We start from the raw sequence: 13,713 nt of genomic DNA on the forward strand, positions 1-13,713 counted from the left end.
TAAATTATTCGGATTTTGGGGGTAAGTTCATGAAGTTTCGTCGCAGCGGCAGATTGGTGGACTTAACAAATTATTTGTTAACCCATCCGCATGAATTAATACCGTTAACGTTTTTCTCAGAACGGTATCAATCAGCAAAGTCATCAATCAGTGAAGATTTAACGATTATTAAACAGACCTTTGAACAGCAAGGCATTGGGACGCTGCTTACAGTGCCGGGAGCTGCCGGAGGCGTCAAATACATTCCGAAAGTGAAACAGGCTGAAGCAGAAGCGTTTATACAGGAGCTGGGACAGTCTTTAGTAAATCCTGAGCGTATCCTTCCGGGCGGTTATGTATATTTAACGGATATCTTAGGAAAACCATCTGTCCTCTCTCATGTAGGCAGGCTTTTTGCTTCCGTTTTTGCGGAGCGGGAGATTGATGTGGTGATGACCGTTGCGACAAAAGGAATCCCTCTTGCTTACGCAGCGGCCAGTTATCTGAACGTTCCGGTTGTCATCGTGCGAAAGGACAACAAAGTGACGGAAGGCTCCACGGTGAGCATCAATTATGTATCAGGGTCGTCTAACCGCATTCAAACGATGTCGCTTGCGAAAAGAAGTTTGGCTACGGGTTCGAACGTTTTGATTATTGACGATTTTATGAAAGCTGGCGGCACCATTAACGGCATGATCAGCCTGCTTGATGAGTTTAACGCAAACGTTGCGGGAATAGGCGTCTTGGTTGAAGCCGAGGGAGTGAATGAACGTCTTGTCGATGAATACATGTCACTGCTCACGCTTTCAACCATCAATATGAAAGACAAAACGATTGAGATTCAAAACGGCAATTTTCTGCGATTTTTTAAAGAACAGCATTTAAAGAATGGGGAGACAGAAAAATGACAAAAGCAATCCATACAAAACACGCGCCGGCAGCGATCGGGCCATATTCTCAGGGAATCATCGTAAACAACATGTTTTACAGCTCAGGCCAGATTCCTCTTACTGCTGAAGGAGAAATGGTAAACGGTGATATCACAGAGCAAACGCATCAGGTGTTCAGCAATTTAAAAGCTGTGCTGAAAGAAGCGGGCGCTTCTCTCGAGACGGTTGTCAAAGCAACGGTGTTTATTGCTGATATGGAGCAGTTTGCGGAAGTGAATGAAGTGTACGGACAATACTTTGATGTACATAAGCCGGCAAGGTCTTGTGTGGAAGTGGCGAGACTGCCGAAAGACGCTCTCGTGGAAATTGAAGTCATTGCGCTGGTGAAATCTTAAATCTCAGAAAAGTGGTTCCGGTCTCCGGGATCACTTTTTTTATGCAGTATATGATCCCCAAATATGGTTTATCACCTAATTGTGTATGTATATCCTATATTTTCAAAAAAACTTTTTGAAACGTGCAGGAATTTAAAAAGAATCGTGGAATTGTTAGACTAATGCTTTTATATAGGGAAAAGGTGGTGAACTACTGTGGAAGTTACTGACGTAAGATTACGCCGCGTGAATACCGATGGTCGCATGAGAGCGATTGCATCCATCACGCTGGATCACGAATTTGTTGTACATGATATTCGTGTGATTGATGGAAACAATGGTCTTTTCGTTGCGATGCCGAGTAAACGCACCCCTGATGGAGAATTCCGCGATATTGCTCATCCTATTAATTCCAGCACGCGGGGCAAGATCCAGGATGCTGTTTTAAATGAGTATCATCGTTTGGGTGATTCTGAAGCATTAGAATATGAAGAAGCCGGGGCTTCTTAAACATAACAAAATGTAAGGACTGCTGATAAAGGCTGACACAAGGCCTTTTCCGGCAGTCCTTTTTTAAATCTGATTTTTCAGTAATAAAGCGATTACATAGAAAATTCTTGCACTTTTTGATGTCTTCTTGAAATCAACAGCTATTTAGGATATATTTTTCTATGGATAAAAGGGATATTGGAGGCCATTAAATGGATAAGCGGTTTGCAGTGATTTTAGCTGCCGGAAAAGGAACGAGAATGAAATCGAAGCTTTACAAGGTCCTTCATCCGGTATGCGGAAAGCCTATGGTAGAGCACGTCGCAGACGAAGCTCTGAAATTATCTTTAGCGAAGCTTGTCACCATCGTAGGACACGGCGCCGAAGATGTGAAGAAGCAGCTCGGACAGAAAAGCGATTACGCTCTCCAAGCAGAACAGCTCGGTACGGCTCATGCGGTCAAACAGGCAAAACCATTTCTTCACGGAGAAAAGGGTGTCACGATCGTTATTTGCGGCGATACACCGCTTCTGACGGCGGAGACGATGGAAGCCATGCTGAATGAACATACAGACAAAGGTGCAAAAGCCACGGTGTTAACGGCCGTTGCCGACGATCCCGCCGGATACGGAAGAATCATCCGCAGTGAAGACGGCGCCGTTCAAAAAATCGTGGAGCACAAGGATGCTTCGGAGCAAGAACGTCTTGTGAAAGAAATTAACACGGGAACGTACTGTTTTGATAACGAGGCTCTTTTTCGTGTCATCGAACAGGTTTCGAATGAAAATGCCCAAGGCGAGTATTATCTGCCGGATGTGATCGAAATCCTCAAAGACGAAGGCGAAACTGTTGCCGCTTACCAGACTGGTAACTTCCAAGAGACGCTCGGAGTGAATGATAGAGTCGCTCTTTCTCAGGCTGAAATGTATATGAAAGAGCGTATTAACAAACGGCATATGCAGAACGGAGTCACTTTAATCGATCCGATGAATACGTACATCTCACCTGACGCGCGCATCGGACAAGATACAGTTATTTATCCCGGAACTGTGTTAAAGGGACAAGCTGAAATCGGCGATGAATGTGTCATCGGCCCTCACACTGAGATAGAGGACAGCTCAATCGGCAGCCGCACTGTGATTAAACAATCCGTTGTCAATCGCAGCAAAGTTGGGAATGATGTAAATATCGGTCCTTTTGCTCACATCAGACCCGATTCCGCAATCGGCAATGAAGTGAAGATCGGAAACTTTGTTGAAATCAAGAAAACACAATTCGGCGACCGAAGCAAAGCATCTCATTTAAGCTATATCGGTGATGCCGAAGTGGGCACGGATGTGAATCTGGGCTGCGGCTCCATCACGGTCAATTATGATGGGAAGAAAAAGTATTTAACCAAAATTGAAGACGGCGCCTTTATTGGCTGCAACTCCAATCTGGTCGCTCCTGTTACAGTGGGAGAAGGCGCGTACGTCGCTGCGGGTTCAACCGTAACTGAAGATGTGCCGGGCGAAGCGCTTGCCATTGCCAGAGCAAGACAAGTAAATAAAGAAGATTATGTGAAAAACATTCATAAAAAATAATCCTAAAATCGGAGGTTTACCATGTCTAACGAATACGGAGATAAGAATTTAAAGATTTTTTCTTTGAATTCAAATCCAGAACTTGCAAAAGAAATCGCGGATAATGTAGGGGTTCAATTAGGAAAGTGCTCTGTTACAAGATTCAGTGACGGAGAGGTCCAGATCAACATAGAAGAAAGTATTCGCGGCTGTGATTGCTATATCATTCAGTCTACAAGTGCGCCGGTCAACGAGCACATCATGGAATTGCTGATTATGGTTGACGCTTTAAAGCGAGCTTCCGCGAAAACAATCAACATTGTCATTCCGTACTACGGTTATGCGCGCCAGGACAGAAAAGCAAGATCACGTGAACCGATTACGGCAAAACTTTTTGCAAACCTGCTTGAAACAGCGGGTGCGACACGCGTGATCGCGCTTGATTTACACGCGCCGCAAATTCAAGGTTTCTTTGATATTCCGATTGACCACTTAATGGGTGTTCCGATTTTAGGCCATTACTTTGAAGGTAAAGACTTGAAAGATATCGTTATTGTTTCTCCAGACCACGGCGGTGTGACGCGCGCCCGCAAACTTGCGGACCGTCTGAAAGCGCCGATCGCGATTATCGACAAACGCCGTCCTAGACCGAATGAGGTAGAAGTGATGAACATCGTCGGTAACGTGGAAGGTAAAACAGCGATTCTGATCGATGATATTATTGATACGGCCGGCACAATCACACTTGCCGCTAACGCGCTGGTTGAAAACGGAGCTGCAGAAGTGTATGCATGCTGTACGCACCCTGTACTGTCAGGCCCTGCCGTTGAGCGGATCAATAACTCTAAAATCAAGGAGCTTGTCGTAACGAACAGCATTAAGCTTCCTGATGAGAAAAAAATCGAACGCTTTAAGCAGCTTTCTGTCGGACCGCTTCTGGCTGAAGCGATTATCCGCGTTCACGAGAAACAATCTGTCAGCTATTTATTCAGCTAAACCGAAATTTTAAGGTTTAAATCCCAGTTATTGTGGGTATTGTTCTAATAGGACGATAAAACGATAATTAGGATGGTGCTGAATATGGCAACTTTAAAAGCAAATGAAAGAACAGATTTTAAACGTTCGACGCTTCGGAAAATCCGTCATTCAGGACATGTTCCAGGGATTATATACGGTAAAGAAATAACAAACACGCCTGTCTCTTTAGACAGTGTCGAATTGCTTAAAACATTGCGGGACGAAGGAAAAAACACGATTATCACAATTGATGTCAACGGAAATCAGCAATCGGTTATGGTGACTGATCTTCAGACAGACCCGCTCAAAAACGAATTGACGCACGCCGATTTTCAAGTCGTGAATATGAGTGAGGAGCTGGAGGCCGAGGTGCCGATTCAGCTGACGGGAGAGGCGAAGGGAGTCAAAGACGGAGGCGTCATCCAGCAGCCGCTGCATGAGCTTTCGATTAAGGCTAAGCCGAAGGACATCCCTCAGACAATCAATGTTGATATTTCCGGGCTTGAAATGAATGATGTGCTGACCATCGCAGATCTGACTGCTGACGGCAATTATACATTTACAAACGACCCGGAAGAAGTCGTGGCTTCCATCCTTCCTCCTAAGCAGGAAGCATTCGAAGAAGATGCGGAACCGTCTCCTGGGGAAGAGCCCGAAGGAGAAAATCAATAAGCGCTTTAAGACGTAACCCGCCCGAGGTTACGTCTTTTGTGCTAGAATGAGAAGAATTACAGCGATGTTGAGGGAGGATTTACGATGCTTGTGATTGCCGGTCTGGGTAACCCGGGAAAAACCTACGAGAACACGAGACATAATGTCGGCTTTATGGCCATTGACGAGCTTTCTAAAGAATGGAATATTGAATTGAATAAAACGAAATTCAACGGACTTTACGGAATGGGGTTTGTTTCCGGAAAAAAAGTTCTACTTGTTAAACCGCTTACATATATGAATTTATCAGGGGAATGTTTGCGGCCGCTACTGGATTATTATGATGCCGATCATGAAGATCTGAAAGTCATATACGATGACCTTGATCTTCCGACGGGGAAAATCAGGCTCCGGACGAAGGGGAGCGCAGGCGGACATAACGGAATTAAATCGCTTATACAGCACCTCGGAACCCCTGAATTTGACCGGGTCAGAATCGGAATCGGCCGCCCCGTCAACGGAATGAAAGTCGTTGACTATGTACTGGGAGCTTTTACGAAGGAAGAAGCGCCGCATATCAATGATGCCGTCTCAAAAACTGTAAAAGCCTGCGAAGCTTCCTTAACGAAACCATTTTTAGAAGTCATGAACGAATTTAATGCAAATGTATAAGATAAATAATGGGAGACCATACTAGGGAAAAATGATTTTTTCACATCAGGAGGTCCAACGTATGGCTTTGCATTATTTCTGCCGCCACTGCGGCTTTAAGGTAGGGAGCCTGGAATATTCGACGGTGCCGACACAGTCACTTGGATTTCAGCACTTAACAAATGAGGAAAGAAACGATATGATTTCATATAAAGACAATGGAGATGTCCATGTTCTTACAATTTGTGAAGACTGCCAAGAGGCGCTGGAACGCAATCCGCACTACCATGAACACAACACATTTATTCAATAAGAAGCTTTGGTGTAGATTCTAGACCAAAGCGTTTTTCTGTTCTTGCAGAAAATAGAGAGGAGGGCCCATATGGACAACATTCAAACCTTTATTAAAGAAAGCGATGATTTTAAATCCATTGTCAACGGTTTACATGAGGGGCTGAAGGAACAGCTGCTTGCGGGTCTGTCAGGTTCCGCGCGTTCTGTTTTTACCTCCGCCCTTGCACAGGAAACGAAAAGGCCGATTTTCTTTATCACCCATAATTTATATCAGGCCCAAAAAGTGACGGAAGATCTGACGGCGCTTCTCGGGGATCAATCTGTTTTTTTATACCCCGTGAATGAATTGATTTCTTCAGAAATTGCGGTAGCGAGCCCTGAACTGCGCGCTCAGCGGCTTGATGTCATTAATAGATTAACAAACGGAGAAGCGCCGGTCGTTGTGGCGCCCGTTGCGGCAGTGAGAAGAATGCTTCCACCGAAGGAGCTGTGGAAAAGCAGCCAGCTCGTCATTTCACTCGGAGACGAAATAGAACCGGATCAGCTGTCCGCGCGCCTTGTAGAGGTGGGGTATGAGCGTTCCGATATGGTTTCTGCACCCGGTGAATTCAGTATTCGCGGCGGAATTATCGACATTTATCCGCTGACGTCGGAGCATCCGGTGCGAATTGAACTGTTTGATACGGAGGTCGATTCCATCAGAAGCTTCAATTCTGATGACCAGAGATCAATTGAGACGCTCAAACATGTGGCGATCGGACCGGCGAAGGAATTGATCATCAGGGCGGAAGAAAAAGCCCGGGCGATGGAAAGGCTCGATAAAGGGCTTGCCGACAGTCTGAAAAAGCTGAAGCAGGACAAACAAAAGGAAATGCTTCATATCAATATCTCACATGATAAAGAACGGTTATCAACGGGACAGACTGATCAGGAACTTGTGAAGTATCTCTCGTACTTTTACGGAAAACCTGCTAGTTTGCTAGATTATACACCGGCAGACACGTTGTTACTGTTAGACGAGGTCAGCCGCATTCATGAAATGGAGGATCAGCTGCAAAAAGAAGAGGCCGAATTTATGACAAGTCTGCTCGAGGAAGGGAAAATTCTGCATGACATTCATTTATCCTTCAGCTTTCAGGAGCTTATGAGCGAAAAGCGGCGCCCGGCTATTTATTATTCATTATTTTTGCGTCATGTCCAGCATACAAGCCCTCAGAATATCGTGAATGTGACAAGCCGGCAGATGCAGAGTTTTCACGGGCAGATGAATGTGCTCGCAGGTGAAATGGAGCGCTTTAAGAAATCAAACTTCACCGTCGTCTTTTTAGGCGCAAATAAGGACAGAACCGACAGATTGGCATCCGTGCTGGCTGATTACGAAATTGAAGCCGCAAAAACGGACAGTTCCAAAGCGCTTGTGCAAGGACAGGTCTATGTCATGGAAGGCGAGCTGCAATCCGGTTTTGAACTGCCGCTGATGAAGCTGGCCGTCATTACAGAGGAAGAGCTGTTCAAAAACCGAATTAAGAAAAAGCCGAGAAAGCAGAAGCTGACAAATGCCGAACGGATCAAGAGCTATTCCGAGCTTCAGGTCGGCGACTATGTCGTCCACGTCAACCACGGGATCGGTAAGTATTTGGGGATCGAAACACTAGAAATCAAAGGCATTCATAAAGATTACCTCAACATTCATTATCAGGGCAGCGATAAGCTGTACGTCCCCGTAGAACAAATCGACCAGGTGCAGAAGTACGTCGGCTCTGAAGGAAAAGAACCGAAGCTTTATAAACTGGGCGGCAGTGAATGGAAACGGGTGAAGAAAAAAGTTGAAAACTCCGTTCAGGATATTGCCGATGATCTGATTAAGCTTTATGCGGAACGGGAAGCAAGCAAGGGCTATGCGTTCTCGCCGGATCATGAAATGCAGCGGCAGTTCGAATCTGCTTTCCCTTATCAGGAAACAGAGGACCAGCTCCGTTCCATTCAGGAGATTAAAAAGGATATGGAAAGAGAGCGCCCGATGGACCGTTTGCTTTGCGGTGATGTGGGTTACGGGAAGACGGAGGTAGCCATCCGAGCGGCCTTTAAAGCGATCGCAGACGGAAAGCAGGTCGCGCTTCTTGTGCCGACGACAATACTCGCGCAGCAGCATTATGAAACCATTATGGAGCGTTTCCAGGACTATCCGATTAACATCGGTCTTCTCAGCCGATTCAGAACGAGAAAAGAATCCAATGAAACGATTAAAGGCCTGAAAAACGGAACGGTAGACATCGTAATCGGAACCCACAGGCTCTTATCTAAAGACGTCGTCTATAAAGATCTCGGCTTGCTCATCATTGATGAAGAGCAGCGCTTCGGCGTAACGCATAAGGAAAAAATCAAACAGATCAAAGCCAATGTCGATGTGCTGACTCTTACAGCGACGCCGATACCGCGTACGCTTCATATGTCCATGCTCGGTGTGCGGGACTTATCTGTTATTGAAACGCCGCCGGAAAACCGTTTCCCTGTTCAGACATATGTCGTGGAATACAACGGCGCGCTTGTGCGGGAAGCCATCGAAAGAGAACTGGCGCGCGGAGGACAGGTATATTTCTTGTACAACCGCGTGGATGACATCGAGCGGAAGGCTGATGAAATTTCCATGCTTGTTCCCGATGCGAAAGTGGCATATGCCCACGGAAAAATGACTGAAAATGAATTGGAAAGCGTCATGCTCAATTTTCTGGAAGGGGAATCAGACGTCCTTGTCAGCACGACCATTATTGAGACAGGCGTAGATATACCAAATGTCAACACCTTGATTGTGTTCGACGGAGACAAAATGGGGCTGTCTCAGCTGTATCAGCTGAGAGGACGGGTCGGCCGTTCCAACCGCGTCGCTTATGCGTATTTTACGTACCGCAGAGACAAAGTGCTCACTGAGGTGGCGGAAAAACGGCTGCAGGCGATTAAAGAATTTACCGAGCTGGGATCAGGCTTTAAAATCGCCATGCGTGACTTGACGATCAGGGGAGCGGGGAACCTTCTCGGCGCCCAGCAGCACGGCTTTATCGACTCGGTCGGTTTTGACCTGTACTCGCAAATGCTCAAGGAAGCGATTGAAGAGCGGAAAGGCGATATTCCGAAAAGCGAACAGTTTGAGACAGAAATCGATATCGAGCTTGACGCGTATATTCCTGAAAACTATATACAAGACGGCAAGCAAAAAATCGACATGTACAAACGGTTCAGGTCAATCGCCACAATTGAGGAGAAAAATGAGCTTCAAGATGAAATCATCGACAGGTTCGGCAGCTACCCTAAAGAGGTTGAATGGCTGTTTACGGTTGCTGAGATGAAGGTATACGGAAAATATGAACGCGTCGAACTCATCAAGCAGGATAAAGACGCGATCAGATTTACCATTTCTGAAGAGGCCAGCGCACAGATTGACGGTCAGAAATTGTTCGAACTCGGCAATAAATACGGCCGGCAGATCGGACTGGGAATGGAAGGGAAAAAGCTGAAAATCTCAGTACAGACGAAAGGCCGCAAAACGGAAGAGTGGCTGGAGACCGTGCTCGGCATGCTGAAAGGCCTTCAGGATGTGAAGAAAGAAACAATCGCGTCTTCATAAAAATTGTTACTCTCTGGTGTATATTACATTTGATGTGACGGATACTAATTTCAAGCGAGTGGCGGAAGCTACATAAAGTAAAGAGCTTTAGTACTTTCCCTTAAATATCATCACATGAAAGAGAGGCACCAGAGAGATGAAAGCTACAGGTATCGTACGTCGTATTGATGATCTAGGACGGGTCGTCATTCCTAAAGAAATTCGGAGAACACTGCGAATCAGGGAAGGAGACCCGCTTGAAATATTCGTTGACCGCGACGGAGAAGTTATATTGAAAAAGTATTCTCCTATCAGTGAGCTTGGCGATTTTGCGAAGGAATATGCAGATGCTTTGTATGACAGTCTCGGCCATTCCGTCTTGATTTGCGACCGTGACGCGTATATTGCCGTTTCAGGCAGTTCGAAAAAAGAATTTCTGAACAAAGCCATCAGCGATTTGCTCGAAAAAACGATGGATCAGCGCAGCTCAGTGGTAGAAAACGACGTGAAGTCCGCGCAGCTTGTTAATGACATTGATGAAGATATGAGCTCCTATACAATAGCTCCGATCGTGGCAAATGGCGATCCTATCGGTGCCGTGGTCATCTTTTCCAAGGAACAGGCACTTGGAGAAGTAGAACATAAAGCGGTAGAAACGGCAGCCAGTTTTTTGGCGAGACAAATGGAGCAGTAGGTCTTATTACCATTATTGAAATAAGAAAACGGAGAAAGAGCAGCTCTTATACAAGTGCTGTTCTTTTTCATATTCATATGTGCTCTCTATCGGTTCGGCCGTTAGGATTGTGATATAATAAGCTCGTTTTATAGACGTAATTTTCTAGCGGCTGGAAGGAGCTTTTGGATGAACGATTCAGTTGGCGCCAAGCGGCAATCGGCATGGAAAGGTGCTTTTGTGCTCGTCGTTGCGGGTATCGTGACGAAGATATTAAGCGCCGTGTACAGGGTTCCTTTTCAGAATATTGTCGGTGACGTCGGATTTTACATTTATCAGCAGGTGTATCCGTTTTTAGGGATCGCGGTCATGCTGTCAACATCCGGTTTTCCGGTAATCATCTCAAAATTAATGAACGATTATAGCGATCATAAACAAAAAATAATGAAAATTTCCGCCCTTTATGTCACGGCGGCCGGACTTGTTCTGTTTGCGCTCATGTATGCCGGCGCGGCGCCGTTGGCCGGTTTTATGGGTGACGCCCGCCTTGTGATGCTGATAAGGGTCGCGGCGTTCGCTTTCATACTGTTTCCGTTTACGGCGGTTTTCCGGGGGTATTTCCAAGGCGTGCATGATATGATGCCGTCAGCCTTATCCCAGATTACGGAACAGCTTCTTCGCGTGGCGGTGCTTCTCGGTTTATCCTTCTGGCTTTTGAAAAGCGGCCGTTCATTATACGCGGCTGGTGCGGGGGCGGCTTCGGGATCAATTGCCGGAAGCTTGGCAGCCCTTTGTGTATTGGCTGTTTTCTGGTATAAGCGGGAAGAAACAAAGAAAGACGGCGGACATATCGCAACGGCCGTCATTGTAAAAAAGCTGCTGCTTTATTCAGTCACCATCTGTATCAGCAGTGTACTCATGCTTTTGATTCAGCTTGTAGACGCCTTAAACTTATATTCACTGCTTTCAGACGGGACGGAGAGCTATGCCGCGAAACAGCTGAAAGGCATATATGACCGCGGACAGCCGCTCCTTCAGCTGGGAACCGTGTTTGCCGTCAGTATCGCCGCGTCATTGGTTCCTTCAATTTCAAAAGCGGTGCATGAGAATAAGCCGTTTATCATAAAAGAGAAAGCGACATCAGCCGTCAAGCTCTGCCTTGCGGTAGGGATCGGTGCATCAGCCGGGCTTTTTTGCATTTTAGAGCCGGTGAATATCATGCTTTTCCAAAACAGTGAGGGGACGCAGACCTTACAAATATTCAGCTTATCTATCTTTTTTGCCTCGATTGCGCTTACAGCAGCCGCGATTCTGCAAGGAGCGGGACATACCGTTTTCCCCGCCGTATCCGTTTTGGCGGGAGGGGCGCTGAAATGGGTGCTGAATGTTTGGCTGGTCCCCGGCTGGGGTATTACAGGAGCGGCACTGGCGACCGTCTTGGCATTTGCCGCAGTTGCGTGCCTGAATCTCCGGAGAATTTGGTCGAAGGGCTGGCTGACGAATATCGGCGGCGTGATTACCCGTCTGTGCTGGTGCAGTCTGCTGATGGTCTTCTTTCTGCTCGTATATATGAAGCTTTGGCAGTTATTTCTTCCCGTCAGCAGGGCCGGAGCTGTATGTGAGAGTCTGTCTGCGTCAGTCATCGGAGGGCTATTGTTTATTTATTGTATGATAAGAATGAAGATTTTCACGGACGAAGAGCTGAGCGGCCTTCCTTTCGGCAGTGCTTTAAGCAAATTGAAAAAGAGGAGAGAAAAACATGGCAGGTAACATTACGGTCGTCGGCCTCGGCGCCGGAGACATGGATCAGTTGACAGTGGGCGTACATAAGCTGCTGACTCAGGCGAAGCATTTATATATAAGAACGAAAGACCACCCTTTGATTCCGGAATTAGAGCAAGAGACGGAAGCGGACATCCGGTATTTTGATGATATTTATGAAAAACATGATCAGTTTGAAGCGGTCTATGAAGAGATCGCGGACATTCTGTTTGAAAAAGCGAAGCAAGAGGATGTCGTCTACGCTGTGCCCGGGCATCCATTTGTCGCTGAGAAAACCGTTCAGCTGTTATTTGAACGCCGGGAAGAACAACAGGTAGCTGTTCATACTGCCGGAGGGCAAAGCTTTTTGGATGCCACTTTTAATGCATTGCGAATTGATCCGATTGAAGGGTTTCAATTTACGGATGCGCAAACAATGACGCCGGATGAGCTCGAACTCCGCCATCACCTGATCATTTGCCAGGTTTATGACCAAATGACGGCCTCTGAGGTCAAGCTGACGCTTATGGAGAAATTGCCTGACGACTATGAAGTGGTCATCGTCACGGCAGCCGGAAGCAAGGGAAAAAAGATGACCAAGGTGCCTTTGTTTGAGCTTGACCGCAATGTAGAAATAAATAACTTAACAAGCGTGTATGTTCCGCCGATTAAAAAAGAAGAACTCCTTTACCAGGAATTTTCTGCATTCCGAAGTATTATTCGCGAGCTTCGCGGGCCGAACGGCTGTCCGTGGGATCAAAAGCAGACACACCAGTCATTAAAGAAATATATGATTGAGGAATGCTACGAACTGCTTGAGGCCATTGACGAAGAGGACACGGATCACATGATAGAAGAACTCGGGGACGTCATGCTTCAGGTTATGCTGCACGCCCAGATCGGAGAAGACGAGGGGTATTTCTCAATTGATGATGTCATCAGAGACATCAGTGCGAAGATGGTCAGACGGCACCCGCATGTGTTTAAAGATGTTAAGGTTCAGAATGAACATGATGTCGTCGCCAACTGGGAAGAAATCAAAAAGGCGGAAAAGCAAACAACATCCACTTCATTGCTGGATGCCGTGCCGAAAACACTGCCTTCTCTTGCAAAAGCAGCCAAGCTTCAGAAAAAAGCCGCAAAAACCGGCTTTGACTGGGATGACGTTCAGGATATATGGGATAAAGTAAATGAAGAGCTGAAGGAATTTTCTGCAGAGGCTTCCGCCGAATCAGCAGATGAAATCAGCTTAAAAGCTGAATTCGGCGATGTTTTATTTGCATTGGTCAATATCGGCCGATACTATAAAATTGAGCCTGAGGAAGCGCTCGCCATGACAAATGACAAATTTCGCAGACGCTTTGCTTATATTGAGAAAGAAGCGGCAGCAAAGGGCCTTGAATTGACCGCAATGTCACTTGAGGAAATGGACAAATTGTGGGATGAAGCAAAAGAAATGGAGAGGAGATTCTGATATGAGACTTGATAAGTTTTTAAAAGTATCCAGATTAATTAAACGCCGCACATTGGCGAAAGAGGTCGCCGATCAAGGGAGAATCACAGTTAACGGGAATCAGGCGAAAGCCAGCTCAGACGTAAAAGCCGGTGATGAACTGACGGTCCGCTTCGGCCAGAAACTTGTCACCGTGAAGGTAAACGAATTGAAAGAAACAACGAAAAAAGAAGAAGCAGCGGGCATGTATACAATCGTCAAGGAAGAAAAACTCGGCGAATAGGCTTGTTCTAAACAAGGCTCCCGCCTCATACAATG

Annotated in this window: 13 protein-coding genes; all 13 read left to right on the forward strand. The window is 46.3% G+C overall.

Features of this window, described 5'->3' with window-relative positions; all coding sequences use genetic code 11:
* Nucleotides 1-29 precede the first annotated feature (29 nt).
* Complete coding sequence (gene purR / locus NYE28_RS00300) at nucleotides 30-887, forward strand: pur operon repressor (RefSeq protein ID WP_004264666.1); 858 nt, start codon at nucleotides 30-32, stop codon at nucleotides 885-887.
* Entirely contained in the window at nucleotides 884-1,264 is a 381-nt protein-coding gene (ridA, locus tag NYE28_RS00305) for a 2-iminobutanoate/2-iminopropanoate deaminase (protein ID WP_004264663.1), read from the forward strand. Before purR ends, ridA begins: the two co-directional genes overlap by 4 nt.
* A gap of 195 nt (nucleotides 1,265-1,459) precedes the next feature.
* Nucleotides 1,460-1,753: a septation regulator SpoVG gene (gene spoVG, locus NYE28_RS00310; protein ID WP_004264660.1), complete on the forward strand. Its 294-nt coding sequence runs from the start codon at nucleotides 1,460-1,462 to the stop codon at nucleotides 1,751-1,753.
* 191 nt (nucleotides 1,754-1,944) lie between these two features.
* Nucleotides 1,945-3,315, forward strand: coding sequence for a bifunctional UDP-N-acetylglucosamine diphosphorylase/glucosamine-1-phosphate N-acetyltransferase GlmU (gene glmU, locus NYE28_RS00315; protein ID WP_004264658.1), 1,371 nt, complete (start codon nucleotides 1,945-1,947; stop codon nucleotides 3,313-3,315).
* Between the two features lie 21 nt (nucleotides 3,316-3,336).
* Entirely contained in the window at nucleotides 3,337-4,290 is a 954-nt protein-coding gene (locus NYE28_RS00320; protein WP_007409928.1) for a ribose-phosphate diphosphokinase, read from the forward strand.
* Nucleotides 4,291-4,374: 84 nt separating this feature from the next.
* Nucleotides 4,375-4,983, forward strand: coding sequence for a 50S ribosomal protein L25/general stress protein Ctc (locus tag NYE28_RS00325; RefSeq protein ID WP_011996173.1), 609 nt, complete (start codon nucleotides 4,375-4,377; stop codon nucleotides 4,981-4,983).
* Between the two features lie 84 nt (nucleotides 4,984-5,067).
* On the forward strand, nucleotides 5,068-5,634 hold the full coding sequence (gene pth, locus NYE28_RS00330) for an aminoacyl-tRNA hydrolase (protein ID WP_004264652.1): 567 nt from the start codon (nucleotides 5,068-5,070) through the stop codon (nucleotides 5,632-5,634).
* 61 nt (nucleotides 5,635-5,695) lie between these two features.
* Nucleotides 5,696-5,926, forward strand: a complete 231-nt coding sequence (locus tag NYE28_RS00335) for an anti-sigma-F factor Fin family protein (protein WP_004264650.1) — start codon at nucleotides 5,696-5,698, stop codon at nucleotides 5,924-5,926.
* A 69-nt stretch (nucleotides 5,927-5,995) separates the two neighbouring features.
* On the forward strand, nucleotides 5,996-9,529 hold the full coding sequence (gene mfd / locus NYE28_RS00340) for a transcription-repair coupling factor (protein WP_342490248.1): 3,534 nt from the start codon (nucleotides 5,996-5,998) through the stop codon (nucleotides 9,527-9,529).
* Between the two features lie 136 nt (nucleotides 9,530-9,665).
* Complete coding sequence (gene spoVT, locus NYE28_RS00345; protein ID WP_004264646.1) at nucleotides 9,666-10,202, forward strand: stage V sporulation protein T; 537 nt, start codon at nucleotides 9,666-9,668, stop codon at nucleotides 10,200-10,202.
* A 168-nt stretch (nucleotides 10,203-10,370) separates the two neighbouring features.
* Nucleotides 10,371-11,951: a polysaccharide biosynthesis protein gene (locus NYE28_RS00350; RefSeq protein WP_337681422.1), complete on the forward strand. Its 1,581-nt coding sequence runs from the start codon at nucleotides 10,371-10,373 to the stop codon at nucleotides 11,949-11,951.
* Nucleotides 11,941-13,416, forward strand: coding sequence for a nucleoside triphosphate pyrophosphohydrolase (gene mazG / locus NYE28_RS00355; RefSeq protein WP_337681421.1), 1,476 nt, complete (start codon nucleotides 11,941-11,943; stop codon nucleotides 13,414-13,416). The genes NYE28_RS00350 and mazG overlap by 11 nt, the downstream gene beginning before the upstream one ends.
* Nucleotide 13,417: 1 nt before the next feature.
* A complete protein-coding gene (locus tag NYE28_RS00360; RefSeq protein WP_007409934.1) occupies nucleotides 13,418-13,678 on the forward strand; it encodes an RNA-binding S4 domain-containing protein in 261 nt (86 codons plus the stop codon).
* The last annotated feature ends 35 nt before the right edge of the window (nucleotides 13,679-13,713 follow it).

Origin of the sequence: Bacillus sp. FSL R5-0443 (genome assembly GCF_038608285.1) — a bacterium.
In the GTDB taxonomy this organism is placed as follows: Bacteria; Bacillota; Bacilli; order Bacillales; family Bacillaceae; genus Bacillus; species Bacillus velezensis.